The 18,419-nt window shown below is 33.6% G+C and carries 17 protein-coding genes and 1 other annotated feature; of the genes, 4 read left to right on the top strand and 13 right to left on the bottom strand.

All coding sequences use genetic code 11. The features are described from left to right. Window positions 1-56: 56 nt before the first annotated feature. Entirely contained in the window at window positions 57-443 is a 387-nt protein-coding gene (locus ATN92_RS16225) for a winged helix-turn-helix transcriptional regulator (RefSeq protein WP_082604500.1), read from the bottom strand. Window positions 444-593: 150 nt separating this feature from the next. Between ATN92_RS16225 and ATN92_RS16220 the strand changes: the two genes are divergently transcribed. Together ATN92_RS16220 and rpmA are read left to right on the top strand one after the other, a co-directional pair. After that, entirely contained in the window at window positions 594-1,343 is a 750-nt protein-coding gene (locus tag ATN92_RS16220) for an SDR family oxidoreductase (protein ID WP_056951754.1), read from the top strand. A gap of 18 nt (window positions 1,344-1,361) precedes the next feature. Continuing rightward, window positions 1,362-1,634, top strand: coding sequence for a 50S ribosomal protein L27 (gene rpmA, locus ATN92_RS16215; RefSeq protein WP_056951752.1), 273 nt, complete (start codon window positions 1,362-1,364; stop codon window positions 1,632-1,634). Between the two features lie 62 nt (window positions 1,635-1,696). Here the strand turns inward: rpmA and ATN92_RS16210 are convergent, their stop codons facing one another. Beyond that, complete coding sequence (locus ATN92_RS16210) at window positions 1,697-1,891, bottom strand: PspC domain-containing protein (RefSeq protein ID WP_056951750.1); 195 nt, start codon at window positions 1,889-1,891, stop codon at window positions 1,697-1,699. 19 nt (window positions 1,892-1,910) lie between these two features. Further along, complete coding sequence (locus ATN92_RS16205; RefSeq protein WP_056951748.1) at window positions 1,911-2,099, bottom strand: PspC domain-containing protein; 189 nt, start codon at window positions 2,097-2,099, stop codon at window positions 1,911-1,913. A gap of 181 nt (window positions 2,100-2,280) precedes the next feature. Here ATN92_RS16205 and ATN92_RS16200 point away from each other — a divergent pair, with 181 nt between their 5' ends. Continuing rightward, complete coding sequence (locus ATN92_RS16200) at window positions 2,281-2,958, top strand: L,D-transpeptidase (RefSeq protein ID WP_056951746.1); 678 nt, start codon at window positions 2,281-2,283, stop codon at window positions 2,956-2,958. A 25-nt stretch (window positions 2,959-2,983) separates the two neighbouring features. Here ATN92_RS16200 and ATN92_RS16195 read toward each other — a convergent pair whose 3' ends face one another. The 8 genes from ATN92_RS16195 to ATN92_RS16160 form a co-directional block, all read right to left on the bottom strand. After that, window positions 2,984-3,388 carry a hypothetical protein gene (locus tag ATN92_RS16195; protein WP_056951744.1) on the bottom strand — a complete coding sequence of 135 codons (405 nt, stop codon included), beginning with the start codon at window positions 3,386-3,388 and terminating at the stop codon, window positions 2,984-2,986. A gap of 76 nt (window positions 3,389-3,464) precedes the next feature. Further along, complete coding sequence (locus ATN92_RS16190; RefSeq protein WP_056951741.1) at window positions 3,465-4,283, bottom strand: helix-turn-helix domain-containing protein; 819 nt, start codon at window positions 4,281-4,283, stop codon at window positions 3,465-3,467. Window positions 4,284-4,757: 474 nt separating this feature from the next. Continuing rightward, complete coding sequence (locus ATN92_RS16185) at window positions 4,758-5,582, bottom strand: MetQ/NlpA family ABC transporter substrate-binding protein (RefSeq protein ID WP_411762956.1); 825 nt, start codon at window positions 5,580-5,582, stop codon at window positions 4,758-4,760. 86 nt (window positions 5,583-5,668) lie between these two features. After that, window positions 5,669-5,900, bottom strand: a binding site (T-box leader). Further along, the gene (locus tag ATN92_RS16180) at window positions 5,900-6,589 is read right to left on the bottom strand and encodes a methionine ABC transporter permease (protein WP_056951735.1); all 690 of its coding nucleotides are present in this window, start codon (window positions 6,587-6,589) and stop codon (window positions 5,900-5,902) included. It overlaps the preceding feature by 1 nt. A 3-nt stretch (window positions 6,590-6,592) precedes the next feature. Then, window positions 6,593-7,651, bottom strand: coding sequence for a methionine ABC transporter ATP-binding protein (locus tag ATN92_RS16175; protein WP_056951733.1), 1,059 nt, complete (start codon window positions 7,649-7,651; stop codon window positions 6,593-6,595). A 7-nt stretch (window positions 7,652-7,658) separates the two neighbouring features. Further along, window positions 7,659-8,993 carry a M20/M25/M40 family metallo-hydrolase gene (locus ATN92_RS16170; protein ID WP_056951731.1) on the bottom strand — a complete coding sequence of 445 codons (1,335 nt, stop codon included), beginning with the start codon at window positions 8,991-8,993 and terminating at the stop codon, window positions 7,659-7,661. A gap of 30 nt (window positions 8,994-9,023) precedes the next feature. Continuing rightward, window positions 9,024-9,842 carry a MetQ/NlpA family ABC transporter substrate-binding protein gene (locus ATN92_RS16165; RefSeq protein ID WP_054643280.1) on the bottom strand — a complete coding sequence of 273 codons (819 nt, stop codon included), beginning with the start codon at window positions 9,840-9,842 and terminating at the stop codon, window positions 9,024-9,026. 668 nt (window positions 9,843-10,510) lie between these two features. Next, window positions 10,511-11,260, bottom strand: a complete 750-nt coding sequence (locus ATN92_RS16160; RefSeq protein ID WP_056951729.1) for a LysM peptidoglycan-binding domain-containing protein — start codon at window positions 11,258-11,260, stop codon at window positions 10,511-10,513. 216 nt (window positions 11,261-11,476) lie between these two features. Between ATN92_RS16160 and ATN92_RS16155 the strand changes: the two genes are divergently transcribed. Next, complete coding sequence (locus ATN92_RS16155; RefSeq protein WP_082604498.1) at window positions 11,477-12,076, top strand: YitT family protein; 600 nt, start codon at window positions 11,477-11,479, stop codon at window positions 12,074-12,076. A gap of 561 nt (window positions 12,077-12,637) precedes the next feature. Here ATN92_RS16155 and ATN92_RS16150 read toward each other — a convergent pair. Continuing rightward, window positions 12,638-14,764, bottom strand: coding sequence for an isopeptide-forming domain-containing fimbrial protein (locus ATN92_RS16150; RefSeq protein WP_056951726.1), 2,127 nt, complete (start codon window positions 14,762-14,764; stop codon window positions 12,638-12,640). A gap of 424 nt (window positions 14,765-15,188) precedes the next feature. Continuing rightward, window positions 15,189-18,206 (bottom strand): hypothetical protein, encoded by a 3,018-nt coding sequence (locus tag ATN92_RS16145; RefSeq protein ID WP_056951724.1) that lies wholly within the window; start codon window positions 18,204-18,206, stop codon window positions 15,189-15,191. Window positions 18,207-18,419 lie beyond the last annotated feature (213 nt).

The following is an 18,419-nucleotide window of genomic DNA, read 5'->3' as shown; positions in this document are numbered from 1 at the left end:
AACATGAAGACCACTAGTCCTAAAACGGATTAGTGGCCTTTTTTTAATGGAGAAATTTATTTTGAATCTGTCCATTTTTGATGATCTGTATATTCCAATTTAATCTTTTGTCCGTTCTCATTTAAACGTTGGGCCTGTTGTTCTCCCCAATAAGACATTGACCCTAGAACCTTTGCCAAGGAATAACCGTCAGGTGTCAATGAATACTCAACATGTGGAGGTATCTCATTGAATACTTTTCGAGTAATAATTTTATCTGCTTCTAACTGTTTTAATTGTTCAACCATTACCTTCGCAGATATACCTTTTACACGTCGCTGTAATTCCAACGTTCGCAAAGGTCCATCCAGTAAATGACAAATTATTAATGGTTTCCACTTATTTCCCATCACGTTCAGCGCCAATAAAGCACCATTGGTAAATTCATTTTCTTTTTTTACCACAATTTTCCCTCCCTCAACACTTACCTGCAGGTAAATAACCCACTTTAAAGTGCGTTCTAGAATAATTTTGACAATGATTTATGATATTAAATATCGTTACTAACTTAACAGTATATCAATCGAAAGGTTATAGGTCTCAAATAATTAATTATGGAAAATATTCAAGGTAAAACTATTATTATTACTGGTGCTTCAAGTGGTATAGGAAAAGCCACTGCCACTAAATTGGCTGAGAATGGTGCACAACTAGTTCTAGCAGCCAGAAACGAAACGAAACTACAAGAACTTACAAATGAGTTGGCAAAAAAATTCAAAATTAAAGCCATTTATAAAGTTACCGATGTTACTCAAGAATCTGATATTAAAGACTTAGTTAACTTCACCATTACCAATTTTCATAAAATTGATGTTCTATTTAATAATGCCGGATTGATGCCCGTCTCACTACTCCGAGATGGTAAATCAAATGAATGGGAAAGAATGATTGATGTTAATTTAAAAGGTGCCCTATATGGCATTAAATATGTTTTGCCAATCATGGAAAAACAACACAATGGTCACATTATCACAACTGATTCCGTAGCAGGTCATTTCGTAGGAGCCGGTTCTGCTGTCTATTCTGGCACCAAATTTGCTATGCGAACTATCATGGAAGGTCTACGTGTGGAAGAAGTCGGTAATGGTATCAAATCAACTTTGATTTCACCCGGACATTCTCAAACTGGATTGGCTTCTACCATTAGTGATAAAAAGTTAAAAGCCGACGTCTTAAAGAGTGAACAAGAAACTGGTCTAAAAGCTGAGGATGTAGCAAATGCCGTTATTTATGCCATCAATACTCCTGATAACGTTGGCATAAATGAAGTGATTTTGCGTTCTACCAATCAAAGAGATTATTAAAATACGAGGAGAAATATTATGTTAAAAATGAATTTACAATTTTTTGCCCATCATAAAGGTGGAGGTTCTACTACCAACGGCCGTAATTCAGCTGGCCGTAGACTTGGAGCAAAAAGGGCTGATGGTCAAAGAGTAAAGGCTGGATCTATCCTCTACCGTCAACGAGGTACCAAGATTCATCCCGGAACTAACGTTGGCCGCGGCAGTGATGATACACTTTTTGCTTTAAAAGCCGGTGTTGTAAGGTTTGAACGTCTTGGCAGGGATAAAAAGAAAGTTTCCGTTTATTAGTTTTACATAAAAAGGCTCAGTAAAGCGATCATCACAGATGATTACTAAACTGAGCTTTTCTTTTAATTCATATCTGGTTTTTCCATTATCATCCAAAGTATTAAATAAACAATGATTCCTGGGAAACCTGGGGTCAAGGCTAAAATAACATACAACACTCGACCAATTGCTGGATTCCAATCGAAATTCTCACAAAATCCGGCAATGACTCCACCTAATATTTGATTATCTTTAGATCTTTTAACTGGAATATGCACTGTACTCTCCCCCTTTAATTTAATCTTCTGGATTTTCCATTAGTAACCAGAGTACTAAATAACCGATAATTCCTGGTAAAGGTGTCAAAGCTAAAATAACCCATAATACTCTAGCAATGGTTGAATTCCATTGGAAATGCTCAGCTAATCCACCGATTACTCCGGCAAGTACTCTATCATTGTTGGAACGTTTAATTGGAATATGCATAATTGCTTTCCCCCTTTGTTATGTTAAATTCATCTTAATCTATTCTCAAAAATAAGTACATTTAAATTGCTTACATAAAACTTACAATTATGTCACATAAAAGTATTACTTAGTTACAGTGCTTTTTTCTACAAGCCATGTATAATATAAATATAATTATATACGTTTGGGGAAATTTTTAATGAATCGTAGGAAAATTTATACTATTGTTTTATCCGCACTTTCAGTTTTAATATTGGGAATAATTGTTTGGCATGTTTCAGATACTTCAGCTAAAAAAAATCAGGCTGAGGCTCAACAACAAGTCATCAAAAAAAAGCAGGCTAAGAAGAAATTAAAGAAAAAAACTCCTTCGCCATTAAATGTTAAAGATGATAAACATATGGTGAAGTTAGAAAATTTCAAATATAACAGTGCTTCCGAAAAAAAAGAATATCCAGATCTATACAAATATCCTAAAGCCTGGATTGATGTCGATATCACGACTCAACGTGTTTACATTAAAGACGGCAAAACCAATCTATATGAGATGTACTCATCAACCGGTAAGCATGATACGACTCCTAGAGGAACTTACCATATTCAAAACGAGCGTGGTGATTTCTTCTACACAGCACCTTTGAAATTAGGAGCATACTACTACGTTTCCTTTTTGAATCATGGTGAATACCTTTTCCACACAACACCAACCGATGAACAAGGAACTTATGTTAAATCAATCGCCAAGACTTTAGGTAGAGAACCTTCATCTCATGGATGTGTCCACCTATCTGTTCCCGACTGTAAATGGATCTATGAAAATGTTCCTTCAGGGATGAAGGTCGTTATTCACGGAAAATATCAACCACAAAAAGCGTAATCACTCAAAAGTGACCACGCTTTTTTCATACTTCAATCATTTTTTTCAATGCTTTCAAATTCTGGTTAAAGGCTCTTTTAGTAATTGGTAAAATTAAAGTTTCCGGCAAACTAAAGTCATTCAAGATGTAAAAGTTCTCTGTTACTAATACATGATTGTTAGTTTGAAAAGTCTGAAAAGTTAATTGATATTCTAGTTTTCCGCCTTTACTTACATAAGCTACTTCATTATCATTTTGTTCAACAGTCATAATTTCATCTTGATTTATAGCAGGTTCATCTCGATGAATTGCAAATTCGTTAACACTCACTTCAGTAACTTCTGAAATGGCATAATTCCATTTAGCCAAGGTAAAAGCATTCACCAAAATATCCGTCACCGTTTTAAGATTAGAGTTGATTTCAATACTATTAGTAAATAATTTTTTCATAAGAGCATCCCCTATCTAATTTATGGAGTCATCTTACGAAATTTGGTCTCTAATTAAAAATCAGTATTCTGATATTTTAAAATTCTTCAAAAATATTTTCACCGTATAGTTCTGTAAACAAATCCTTACGTCTATTAGCTTCCAGACGTTCATCATCGTTGTGAGCTACCAATGCCAAACGAGCCAACAGAAAATAACAATTAGCCAACATATAGTGAGAATTGTGTTTTGCAATAAAACCAATTCCGTCAGCTATATAGGCAGTCGAATCTTGATAATCATTTAATTTGAAGTAAATCAATGCAGCTAAATAATAAAGAGCATTTTGATTTTCCTCATAAGAAAATTCATCCCAATTTCTAAAGGCTTTATTAATATATTCCTCCGCTAAATCTTTTTGATTTTCCAGACTATGAACATAACCAATAGCCATATAAGCCAGACGTCCTAAAGTATTGGGATGTTTAGGATTGACCTCTGCCAGCGACAAATTCAACGACTGCTTAGCCTCAGAAATAGCATTAGTCTGTATCTGTGCTACCCCTAAATAATAGTAATAAGCTTGCATTTGTAAACTGGTTTTTAAATTATCTAAAACCTTATCCTGCATCAAAAAATCATATAATTCCTGATACTGATGATTATTACAAAGGTCATCCACTTTATCATTAAAATTGTATTTTGAACTGATAGGAAAATTAGTTGCCAAACTAACTTGATCCAAACTTACTTCCAGTTTAGTAGCTAACTTGATCAATAAATTAGCATTAGGAACATAAACGTTATTTTCAATAGCTGACAACATCGATTGAGCACAAATACCCTCTGCTAATTCTTTTTGTGTAAGTTTCTTATCTTTTCGCAGTTCTTTAATAACCGTCCCTAAATCTTTCATATATATCCCTGACTTTGCTTTACTTGTTATCTCCATTTTAAAATAAATTTTGTGAAATGTGTTATCTTTCGTTACAAAAAACGCCTAGAAATTATTCTAGACGTTTTTTGGTGTGGTAGTTGTTCTATTCTTTGGTGGTAGTTTGGAGCCCTCTCTTTTGATACTCGGTAATTTGATAATTTTGGTCTTTGGGGATTGTGGTATTTATTTTTATCCTCAAGTATGCAGCAAACGGGTTCCACAGGCCAGATTCCTGTGCTTTGCCTGACTTCACAAACTGTCTGCCCCGCAGCCAATTCGCAAAGTCCTGCAAATGCTCAGAATCTAAGCAGGCCTGCTCCACCCTCTAATTTAAAACGGGTTCCGAATGACAGATTCCTGTGCTTTGCTACAGAGCTGAAATCATCCGCAGGTACGGCGGATAATTCCAGTTCTTAGGCAAATGCTCAGAATCTAACCGTCATTCTCCACCCTCTAATTCAATACTTTATAATTCCAAGCTGGTTGTTCATATCCGTGGAATTCATTCTTAATAACTTTGGCAATATCTTTTGATTGATATGCTTTAACAATCTTCTTGTATGTAGGATTATCTTTGTCTTTCTTATTAGCTGAAATAACATTTACATATGGTTTTGATTTGGCTGTGATTTTTTCTCTATAAACGGCTGTCTTAGGATCTAGTTTTGAATCGTTAGCAACTCCACTATTAACTACTGATGCTGTAACGTCATCCATTGACTTAGCTGTTTGGGCAGCATCTAATGGTGTGATCTTTAGATTCAATTTATTTTCTGTAATATCTTTTAAACCAGGAACTTTGGCGTTATCCAACTTAATCAAGCCGGCACTTTCTAGTAATGTTAATCCACGGGCTTCATTTGTGGCATCGTTGGCAACGGCAATTTTATCACCATTCTTGATTTGGCTAACTTTCTTGATCTTCTTTGAATATAGAGCCATTGGGGCAATTACGGTTGAACCGATTGAAACGATATGTGTCTTATGTTTCTTGTTCCAGTCATTTTGGAAAATAACTGTTTGGAAGGCATTCAAATCAATTTCCCCTTGATCCAAGGCTGTATTTGGTTGACTGTAATCTGAGAATTCAACAATTTTAATGTTGATACCCTCTTTTTTAACTTTCTTAGCAACAGCTTTTAACACTTCATCATCAGACCCTGTAATACCTATTTTTACAGTCTTTTCTTTAGTTGAACTGGCTGAAGAATTACTTCCACAACCTGCCAACAAAAACAAACTGAATGTGGCAACAACTAACAAAAATATAGCTTTAATTTTATTTTTTTTCATAATGAAACTCCTCCTCATATTTAAATCCCTATATACAAAAAGGCGCTCCTAACTAGACATCATTTGTCTAAGATAGAAGCGCCTTTTGCGCGGTACCATTCTATTTTAAAAGCAAATTCACATCTGCTTTCCTTAATAACATGCATTGCATGCGTGTACGATAATGGGTACCGGCCATCACCCCTTAAAAAATTCAGGGATACCAATCACGGATCATTTTCACTTACTGCTTTGTCCTCATCTCAGCACCTGAGGCTTTCTGTACAAAATTCAATAAGTTACTTTTCCGATCAACTTGTTATCTAATGTTCAAGTTTACGGACGGCAAAATCGCCAAGTCCTTGAATAACAAACACTAAAACTAAGATAAATAACATAGATACAATAGTTACATCATTTTCAAATCTTTGATAACCGACAGAAATGGCCATGTTACCAAGACCACCACCACCAACAGCACCGGCCATGGCAGTTAAACCAATCAAACTGATAATTGTTAGAGTTCCTGAACGGATCAATTCTGGTAGACCTTCGCGCAAGTAAACTCTAAAAATAATTTTAATTGGTGAAAGACCGATTGCTTCAGCAGCTTCAATCACACCGTGATCAACTTCAACTAGAGCTAATTGAACTTGTCTAGCAAAGAATGGTGCTGTTCCGATAACTAACGGTACTAAAGCACCAGTAGGTCCAATTGTTTGACCAACAATCAACTTTGTAAATGGTCCAATAACAGCCAATAGAATAATAAATGGTATTGATCTGAATAGGTTAACCAACTTGTCTAAGCAAGTATAAAAAGTCTTATGTGGAGTAATTCCATCATCAGCTGTTACAACTAGCAGAATTCCTAAGATAATTCCGATAATTCCAGCAAATAATGCACTGACAAATGTCATATAAAGTGTTTGCCAAATGGCTATTACGAAACCATTGTCACCTTCCCAATTAGCTACAACGTTAGGAAGAAATTTATTTACTAAATCTGCCATGAATTATTCGCCCTCTTTCTTTAAAGATATTTCTTTAACATTAACTTTTAAACTATTTAAGTATTGAATAGCTTGTTCAACTTTGTCATCGTCTCCTGTCAAAGCGAATAACATAATTCCAACTGTGGTACTTTGTAATCTTTCAATATTACTGAAAAGAATGTTAGCTTCAACTTGGAAACGTTTATAAAGTTCAACAACAATTGGTTCATTAGTTGAATCACCGATATAATTCAATTCGATCAGACGACCGGAAAGTTTATCAACAATTCCACTATCTCTAATTTCATCAAGAACTGAACCAATATGAGTAGATGTATTAACAAAATCTTTTGTAAGTTGTTGCTTAGGGTTACCGAAGATTGATAGCAAACTGCCTTCTTCAATCAATTCACCATTTTCCATAACTGCAACACGATTACATACTTGTTTGATAGCATCCATTTCATGTGTGATGATAACGATTGTGATACCTAATTCTTCATTCAAACGTCCTAGTAGATTCAAAATTTCAGTGGTAGTTTTTGGATCTAGAGCACTAGTAGCTTCATCTGAAATCAAAATTTCGGGATCATTTGCTAAAGCACGAGCAATCGCAACACGTTGTTTTTGACCACCTGATAGCTGTGATGGATAGTTCTTAGCACGATCAGATAGACCAACAATATCCAATAATTTATCAATTTTTTGTTTACGTTCAGCTTTACTTAGTCCTGAATCACGTAATGGAAAATCAACATTTCCATAAACAGTTAATGAATTCATCAAATTAAAGTGTTGGAAAATCATTCCAATATTACGACGTGCCTTACGTAAATCCTTAGCACTCAATTGTGTTAAGTTTTGGTCATTAACTACAACTGTTCCTGAAGTTGGTTTTTGTAATAAATTAATTACACGAACCAAAGTACTTTTTCCGGCACCAGAGTATCCAATAACACCAAACACATCACCTTTGTTAACGTTAATCGAAACGTCTTTCACAGCTTCAATTGTTTTGCCTTCATTATGAAAAGTAACATCAATATCTTTTAGCTGAATTATCCCATTTTGTTCTGCCATATAATAATTACTCCCTTAATTTACCTAAGAATTGATCAAAGAAATCAATGAAGTCTAGGTAATCTTTAATTCTAATATTTTCGTTAGGGGCATGATTGCCAGCCTTAGAATAACTTACACCAGTTGAAACAATTGAAGCGTGAGTATATTCATTTAATAAGTACATTGGACCAGTACCAGGACTTGATGGTAATGCTTCAACCTTATCAGCCCCTCCAAAGAAGTCTTCAGCAGTTCCAATTAACTTATTAACAATTGGACTGTCTAGATCCCAACGATAGCCTTTTTCACCCAATAGATATTTAACTTTAATATCTTTAAAACCTTGATCATTCAAATATTTAGTTAACTTATCAAAAAGATCATGTGGATCTTGATTAGGTACCAATCTGAATTCCAATTTAGCCTTGGCAGCTTTAGGAGTAACAGTTTTTACTCCTTCGCCTTCCCAGCCACTGCTAATTCCTTCTATATTAATAGTAGGATTAAATGTCAAATTGTAATTAACTGATTTGTTCTTCAATAATGGTACTTGTAAGTCCCACTTAGATTTCAAATCAGGTGTAGTAGCTTTATTAACTAAATCAATTTCTCTTTGAGAAGGTTCAACAACATCATCGTAGAAACCAGGAATCTTAATATCACCTTCTGGAGTTCTCAAAGCATCTAATGCTTGAGCTAATCTCCATGTAGCTGAATCAACTACAGCGGCAAATGATGAATGAAGATCAATATTGGCAGAAGTAGCTTCTAATTCAAAACATAGAACCCCTTTATTACCACCAGTGAAATTAAATTGTTCTTTTTCATTCTTGTATCCTGATTCCCAAATTATCAAATCAGCAGATAGTTTGTCTGAATATTTCTTCAAATAGTCTTCTAAGTGACGACTAGCAACTTCTTCTTGTCCTTCAACTAAGAACTTAATGTTGCAAGGTAAATCACCATGTTCTTGACGATAAATCTTCAAAGCAGTAATTCGACTGATCAAATCAGCTTTACAATCAGAAACTCCACGTCCAATGAACTTGTCATCAGTGATCTTTAATTCAAACGGATCTGAATTCCAAAGTTCTACTGGTTCTTCCGGTTGAACATCGTAATGATTGTAAATAAGAATTGTGGTATCACTTGGCTTCTTAGGTTTAATTTCGGCGAAAACAACTGGATATTCATATTCATCCCAAACTGTTGCATCTGCTCCAAAGTCTTGTAGTAAATTCTTAAGGAATTCGGCTGTCTCAGTAATAGATTGATTCTTTGCTGAAACGGATGGTAGTGCGATATATTGCTTTAAATCTTCAATCGACTTCTGAATTAATGGATCTGATAATTTTGACATATGAAAACCTCCTCAAATTTTTAAAACATTTTACTTATTCCAAGCTGGTACAGCACTTTCGCCGTAAACCTTCTTGATTTCTTTAGCAACTGATTTCGTTTGGAATGCTTTAACGACTTTCTTGTAAGTCTTGTTATCCTTGTTCTTCTTTTGAGTAACAATGATATTGATCCAAGGTTGTGACTTCTTATTAACTTTTTCAGTTACAACAGCCTTTGATGGATCAAGTTTGGCATCACTAGCAACATTACCATTAACGATTGCGGCATCAACATCATCCAATGAACGAGCTGTTTGTGCAGCATCAAGTGTTGTGAACTTCAAATTCAATTTGTTTTCTTTGATGTTCTTTGTTGATGGTAATTTAACACCACTATCAAGTTTCAAAAGTCCATTAGCTTCTAGCAATTGTAATGCACGGGCTTCATTAGAAGCATCGTTAGGAATGGCGATCTTAGCACCGTTCTTCAATTGACTAAGCTTTGTGATCTTGTGTGAATATAGAGACATTGGTTGAATAACTGTTTTACCAATTGATACTAGATCTGAATGATGTGCTTTATTCCATGAATTTAAGAAGAATGTGTGTTGGTAAGCGTTGATATCAACTTCCCCTTGGACCAAAGCCGTGTTAGGTTGATTGTAATCATTAAACTCAACGACCTTTAAGTTGATACCTTCACTCTTTACATTTTTCTTTACCACTTTCCAAATTGCAGCATCTGAAGGATTGATTCCGACTTTAACTGTTTGTTCCTTATTTTGGTTACCACAACCAGCTAATACGAAAATAAATAATGCTGTAAAAGCTAATAGGATTACCTTACCCAAATTCTTAAATTTACTCATTTTTTTCCCACCTTACTTGTTTCTTAACTAACCAAAAATATCTATAAAAACAAAAAAGCCACTTCCAAACATGAACAGACTATGTTCATGTTTAGAAGCGGCTATTGCGCGGTACCATTCTAATTCGGAATAAATTTACACTTATCCCCTTAACAACGTACAAAATTTCTATACGCGTGTACTGTAAAGGGTACCAACCATTGCATCTTTATCCGAAAGGATTCAGCGCACCAATCACGGGTCATTTTCATTCAAGTCGTCGCCCTCATCTCAGCAAATAGAGGTTTTCTGTACTAACGAGGTTGAATTACTTCCCCCGATCACTTTGTTTAATAAATGTCTTTTGTTAATTGATGATTTGATAATACAATCTAATTTTTAAATTGTCAATCAATAAAAATAAGTTTTTTCAGTTAATTTTCTAATTTTATGTTTTCATGCCAAGTGTCATTTATAACATGGCATTTAGTAAAATGCCCGTTTTACAACCTTTGATCAAGTCTACCGTGACAACTTTTATAACGAATAAACTATATTTTTTTAAGAATAAAAAAATTATAAATTTATTTTCTAACACTAAATAATATTAGAAAAATTAAACATTTATTAAAAAAGTCCCTCTAAATTAATAGAGAGACTTCTGCAATTGTCTTTATATTTTTTAGTAATTAAGAAATTACTTCAACTGAAGCTGTAGTTACACCATATGAAGGAATTGATGAACTAGGCATAGCAACATCTAATTGTTGTGAGTTTGAATTAGCGAATGTTCCTGTATCATTTACAGTTCTGTACAATACTGTTCCGTCTGCTAAAGTAATCTTTAATTGTGTACCCTTAGGGAATACTAAAAGATTAGCAGCGACACCACCGTAACCCATATTTGAACCTAAAACAGATGGATCATAGAAACTAATTTTAAATGTACCACTAGCTGTTGATGATGTTGTACTTGTTGTTTGTGTAGAAGCAGCTTGTGTTGTAGCTTGTGAACTATCCGTTGTGTTTTGTGTAGTTGCTTGTTGAGCACTTGTATCTTGTGTTGTTGTAGTATCAGTATTTTGTGTATCATTTGATGCTTGTGTAGTAGTATCTGTTGATGTTTGTGTTGTTGGTAATACATTTTGTGATGCTTGTGTATTTGTATTATCAGTTGTAGTTGTTGCTGTTGAACCAGGTAATGTAATAACATCTCCTGGGAAAATCAAGTCAAATCCGCCAACTTCACGGCCGTTTGCTTGTTCAAGTGCGGAAATACTAATTCCGTTAGCTTCAGCAATGTTCTTATAAGAGTCACCCTTTTCAACTTTAACTTGGTTGTTACCAGTTGAAACTGCGGCTTGAGCAGTATTTGTTGAAGTGAATACTCCTGCTAATACTACTGTACTTAATAAAGCGATAGATAAAACTTTTTTCATGAATTAATTACATCCTTAATTTTTAAATTTGTTTAGCTCTCATTTGCTATGGTGCTATACTAACAGCCCAGTATTACATGACAGCAACCACAAAGTTACAATTTAAGGCCAGAATGTAATTTTAGTAATACTTATGAAATATAATTATTTATTTTATTTTTTAGGTATTGAGTACTTTTATTGCTAATGGCTCTATCTTCATGATATAGTACATATATGAAGAATAAAAAGAGAACGTCCGCAAAACTACTAATAATGTTAGTTGCTTTGGAACTTATCGCATTTAGTCTTAATATGTTCTTCGAACCGCATAGTATAGCGGCTGGCGGTGCTACAGGTATCGCTATTTTGCTACAGGCAGGGTGGAAAATCCCAACATTCATCTCGGTTCTTTTCATAAATATTGTGATGTTAGTACTGGCTTACATACATTTAGATCGACAAACTACCGTTAAATTAGCAATCGGAAGTTTCATGCTTCCCCTCTTGTTATATATCACACCTGTTTACAATTTGATTCCTAATAATCGAGTAATCTCTATTATAGTAGGAAGTATCATTTTTGGAATTGGTTTAGCTATCCTTTATACTCTCAACATGTCTAGTGGTGGGACAACAGTTCCTCCAATGATCATCCACAAGAATTTCGGTGTTGATAAATATATTAGTTTATTCATTATTGATGGATTAGTTTGTTTAGGAAACTTTGCTTTAAACGATTTAATTTCCTTCCTACTAGCTGTCATGTCAGTTGGTATCTCTAGCCTCGCAATTAAAGGTTTCGGTATTTTCCATCAACGACACATTACACAATAAAAGACGCCCATATCAAAGCATTCAGTGTTTTGACATAGGCATCTTTTTTTAATTGAAGATCCCCATGTATATGGGGAACACTAAGAAAAGACTGATATATCAACATTTTAAAATTAGAAAATCACTTATTTTTATTAACTTGAAAAAGTAAGTTCATCAGTTTCTTAAAGAATAACTTTCTCTTCTATTGAAAACAACTCTATTTCTAATTTTCAATAACTAACAAAGACATTTTAAATTCATGTACACAAAAAAGAAGATTCAGAAATCAAATCAATTTCCGAATCTTCTTTTATTTGTAATTTCTTCCAGACTCTCAATACCTGTAACATCCTTATTTTAATTTTACTGTCAAAATAATTCTATTACCTACCTATATGTTTTTATAACATTTTTAAATCTACTTAATTAATTATTGGAAATTCCATCAATAGCGCTCCACGTTATTTTCCAGAATAGACACCTGACTTAAGGCCATAACCATTTGCATTCATCAACCATTTTCCTGGTCCTATAAACTCAATAAGAGCATTGTTTCCTAACTTATTAAATCCTGCACTATCAACTCTCTGAAGGATCGTATGAAACAAATACTTGATAGTATGGATCATTCATATAATTTATGAAATTAAGTTCACTAACTTTTTTTACATTGCCTTTATTCTGAGCAGTTAAGGTGAAATTCAATACATCATTTATTTTATTTTTACTATCACCTCTAGAACTCTCCGTAGTATTTTTAAAATTCTTATCAAAAGATGAACTACTCGGAAAGTTATCCGATTCTACATTAAATGAAGTAGAAGAGATATCAGTTGAAATCGTTGGCTTAGCATCACCAGGTTTAGAAAAAGCATTCATATCTGTACCAGTGACACTTGTATTTGTTTTTGAAACAGTTCTACCTCTGACAGCAATATCAATTGTTGTGTCATAAGTCAACGTTTCTGCTCCTGTACTAATATACAAATTATCGTTTGAGCGAACTGTCAGTAATCTGCTAGAAGTGTCGTAATCATAGTTAGATTTTAGAACCGAATACGCTGCTTTGCTTCCAAACTTAAGCTTCAACGAACTAAGATCAATATTTAGACCTTCAGGAATATTGATCTTAAATACTAAAGCTCCCCATTTAGCATCTGAATTTCCATTTTGTGCTATCCAGGAAAATGAAACCTTATTATCTACATGATATGTTCCTCCAGTCATTGATCCACTAAGTTCTGGTTCGACTTTATAACTATTGATAACCATTTTAGAATTAGCCGATGATGTCGCTGATCCATCATCATTTTTGGTGACATAATTGTTCCCTTTTAAACCATATGTAGAATAGGCCTCACCGTTCATTTTAATGTAGTGAGGATCATTACTACTTGCATCCAAATAGTTATTCAAAAAGTTTTCATTTGCCAACTGATCCTTCGTTATTCTGCCAGTAAATGTAAATGTATATTGTTTATTAACTAAAGCCGATAAGCTTTTTGCAGTAGCGGTATAATTGCCGTTATTGTCCTTTTCTATATTAAAGTCACTAGTAACATCTGTACCAGCTGAATTTTTAATTTTTAAACTAACATCATTAGAATTTAAATCACTTGGTATCTTAAAATGTAAAACATAATTATCTAAATGAGTATCACTTGGTTGTGATGGAAACGCCTGAACAACATTCCAACTAATCTTATTTCCTTTATCAGAATTATCATTAGTGGTTCCAATTACATCAGGTGAAGCAAGTAGTATTGGAGATGCTGATGTTGTTTGAACATTATAAAAAGCAATCCCATCAAACATATAAAAAGTAACATTCATACTACTACTTGAAGATGTATATAGTTCCGAAAAATTATTATATTTATACTCATATCCACCGAGCTCATTAGCCGTAATAAAAAGACTTCCCTTATTATATGAATTTATATTATAGAGATCTGAATAGCCGGTGCCGACTTGACTACCAGATGCCGTTCTCGCAGAATTAGGTACTCTTCTCCCTTGAAAAACATCAGGATCCATATAAACGGCCTTAGGATAAGATAATTTACCATGATTCATAGTTCCGCTAATTTTCTTCATGGAATCCTTTGTATTAGATTTAACATACATAACATTATTATTAATGTAAGAAAGTGCCGATGCATTAATATTCGTGTACATAAATTTAGCATCATCACCAACAGGTGCCAATGTTAGACGTTGAGTCGCATTTGATACATTAACGTTTCCGTTTAACTTCTTATTCTCCGCAAATAAAGTAAGGATATCCACACTCTGTCCTTTATAATACCCGACATTAGATATACGGTATGTCACTGGTCCCCCGGATCCTCTGACGGTAGGGACTCTTGAACCTTTCAATAAGGATTCCTTTCCGTCCGAATTAACAATGTAATATTTTGTATCTGAAGTCAGAATAGGAGCAAAAGCATATTTACTATCGATAGGCTCATTAACAGAATATATATTTAGATTCTTCAATGTAGGAGAATTATTGTTATCTAATCGTTGACCCCAAGAACCGTTACCGTTAGAGCCAGAAGAAACTCTAGGGTTTCTATCAGGTACAACAATCGTATCAGGATTAGGCAACAAAGAGGCTGCCGAAATCTTTTGATAATCTGAAAAAGAAAGAATTAAAAATATAAGAATAATACTCCAAAAAGGAAAAAAACTTGATTTTTTCAAAGAAATATCCCCCTTTTTTCTATATATGAGGTATTATAAAACAGTTATGTGCATATTTCTCACATTTTAAAAATAATGACTGTTATTTGACATATTTTTTTAGTCCAATCATAGAATGATTTTGCTGAAATTTTCCATACTCTAGATATGAAGATGAGTGATATTTTTAAACTTAGTCTTATTGGTAAAAAAGTGGAAGGTAAATCATCTCTCAATTCTCTCAATGGCTCTAACACATCCCACAAGAATAAAGAAGCCCACAAAATGAGTAGCTTTGAGGCACAAGTCTCTATTACATACGATTTACGACCCAAGTCGGTAAGTTTCCCTTGCTTAGACATAATAAATAGGCCCCGATACTCAAAGAATGAGAATATCGGGACCTATTTTTTAAGATATTTTTCAAATTTTAATATTAATTATTCTATAAACTATCCGTAGCTGTCCAAGTGACTGTACTTGTATATTTTCCAGGATAATCAACACCGTTACTTCTTAATTTTATTTTTTGAGGTCCATTTATCAAATCTAAAATCGTCGATCCTCTATAATCATCTGTACTCTGTTGTTCTCTAATTAGTGAATCAGTATTTGTGATATTGATAATGTTATTATTGTCATTTAACTCTAGGCCAAGGTCATCACTACTTATTTCCCTTTGACCTGATTTAAAGTTAGATGCTCTAGCCATCAATTTCCAACCATTAACATGTGATGGATCTCTATCATCATTAACAGTTACATTAAATTTTTTGGATGCCGGTGACTTTATCACCGGAGTATATGCAGGAATAACTCCAAAATCCAAATTCTGAGTAACGTCGAGAGATAAGGTATTAGTTCCACCTACACTTACAACGGTAGCTGGTAAAAATGTAGCATCATGGAAAACTGTTTCCGAAAATGGAGTAGTATTAGCATTTTTATCAGTCAAGTAAATGACAATCTTATCGTCATTTACTATTCCAGAAATATTATTTATTTTCCAGTTCCCATTACTGTCAACTGTCGTGGCATTTGAATAAACCGTATCTGCACTACCATTATGATGGATTATCTTCCAACTTAATGACGTTCCTGGTTCACCTGTACCTTCTAATTCTTTAGACCACTGAGAAATCATTTTTACATTATTTTTTATTACTACTGGATCAGGTGGCGTCTTATCTATGACCGTTTGTTCTTTATATTGATTATATTTCGTATTGCTCATATCAGTCTTTATAGCATTAACAGAATTATAATCCGGATCATTTCTCCACAATTTTAAAATTTTTATCTTGGTACCTGGTTCTAGATATTTTGTACTGGAACCAAAGTTACTAATTGGTATCTTAATAGCACCATCAATCGTTGATGTACTGTATTCATAATATTTTTGGTTCTGAACAGATGTCCCAGTTGCAGTTTTAGTTGTTCCATCTGGATAAGTTAATTGAACCTCAGCATAAACTTCATTGTCATATGAAGGGCGATATGCATTATTCTCAGCGGGCATTAATGTTGGTACCCAAACATATGAATCGGCATTGGTAGGCTGGTCAGGGGCATTTTTTACTTGAGCAGGTGCTGTATTAGCCGTCATCCTTCCCAATTTCGATAAACCTGAATTATTTACTAAGAATTCTTTAAAATCAGCATCAGAAGTAGTAGTAGTAAATTTATTGAAATTAACTCCTGAATAAGTAGCATTAACATATTTCCAGCTCTTAGTAGGAGATTTTTGAACATTTGATGTACTTAACCATACAGATAGTGGAATATTACCATGATTAAATTGGCTAGTATCCGAACAATTGAATAAAGTCCCCCCTATTCCTGTTCCAATGGAAGCAGTATTCATAAAATCAAAATATCTAGGTACCCCCATATTAAAATTTAATATATTTGCAGAATAGAATATTGCGTTGCCAGGATAATACCCTCGTGCTACAAAAGAAGTCCCATCACCGGCTGTCATGTCGATTCTTGATAATGAAGATATAGCTGGTCCATTGTTCGCACTAATGAGAACCTGAGAGTCTGTACCACTTAATTTGAAAGAGTTCGAATTTCCGCCACCAGCATAATATATTCCTTGTCCGTCATTATCTCCAATTCCCGGACCCGAACTAGTTGAATTATTTATACAATCAAATTCAGCACCATTGCTTACCGAAATATTATTACCTCCACCATACATACGGATTCCATATGTATTAACAGTTCCATTTTGATTAATTGAAACTTTAGCATGATTTTTTATATCAAATGTCATTTCTCCCGTCCATGCAAACCTAATAACAGCATTATTATAATCAGCTGTTCCTGAACGAGAAACATTTAATTCAGTACCTTCATCAGAAACATCAAAAATACTTCCTACTCCAGATTCCGTTATGGCAGCTCCATTAGGGTTATTTACTGTAAATTTAGAATTTGTTGATAATATAATCTTGGTATTCGTTCCAAAAAGATAAATGGGAGCATTAAAATCCCCCTGATTTGTTTTATCAACATTTACGTTTGAATTGTTAGTCATTTCAAGTACCATACCAGTTTGAGTATTAGTTCCACTCGTACTGATAAAATAATTTGAAGTTCCCGAGGCGTAAGTTGATTTAACTGTTGAATTATTTATATTGATATTTTTCGAAATACTATCAGATGTAGAACTATAATAAAAACTCCTAGAACTATCTGTAATTGTCGAATCTTTGATAGATAGATCTCCACCTGACGATCCTCTAAATCTAATCGTAGGAGTGGAACTTGTATTTTGCGTTACATAGTTGGCATTAGTAAAAGTCAAATTGGTATAAATATTATTATTGTCTAAAATTGAACCAGTTAAAGAACCTATACCTGAAAATATAATTCCAGCATTTGAACTAGATCTTAGCATTGCTGATCCAGTTGAATTAATTGATGCATCAACAAAATTAATCTGATAATTGTTAGTATTCAGATATCTACTAGCCATATCTATACTGTGTCCGTTAAAAGCAACAACCTTATCATTTTGAAAACTAACCTTATTATCAGCGGCCTTTAGGTCTACGCCAATAATTATTTCCCCTACCGATGTATTATTAGCGGCATCAATAAAATCCTGCCAACTATTGACAGTAACAGAACTCCCCTTAACATCTAACACCGGAACACTGGATATCGATTGCACCCTAAAATTTTTCAATGTAGCATTTATTTGTTTATTTTTTAAACTGAATTCTCCTGAATTATTTATTTGATTTAAAAAGTCTGCTTTATAAGGCTGAGATACCCCAGTATCATTAGAATCATCGGATAAATTACTGTTTAAATTTAATGATTGAGATATTTCGTTATCTGAACTATCCGCTTTTACAAATGTAGTATTCGTTATTAAACCAATTAGGAATATTGATAAATATATCAGAAACAAATTCAATTTATTGCGATGTAAATTTTTTATAAAAAACATGTGATGACCCCCTCATCAGAAATTCCATATGATATCAATCAATGGATTCCTACTGGCAATCTGAAAAAAGAGATATTAAAAACATAACGAAAGAATCTAAAAATAGAAAAAAACTTGATTTTTTCAAAGAAATATCCCCCTTTTCTCTATATATGAGGTATTATAAAACAATTATGCGCATATTTTCAATATTTTAGAAAAAATGACTGTTAT

This window comes from Companilactobacillus bobalius, from assembly GCF_009764355.1.
This window is presented reverse-complemented; position numbering and strand designations above follow the sequence as displayed.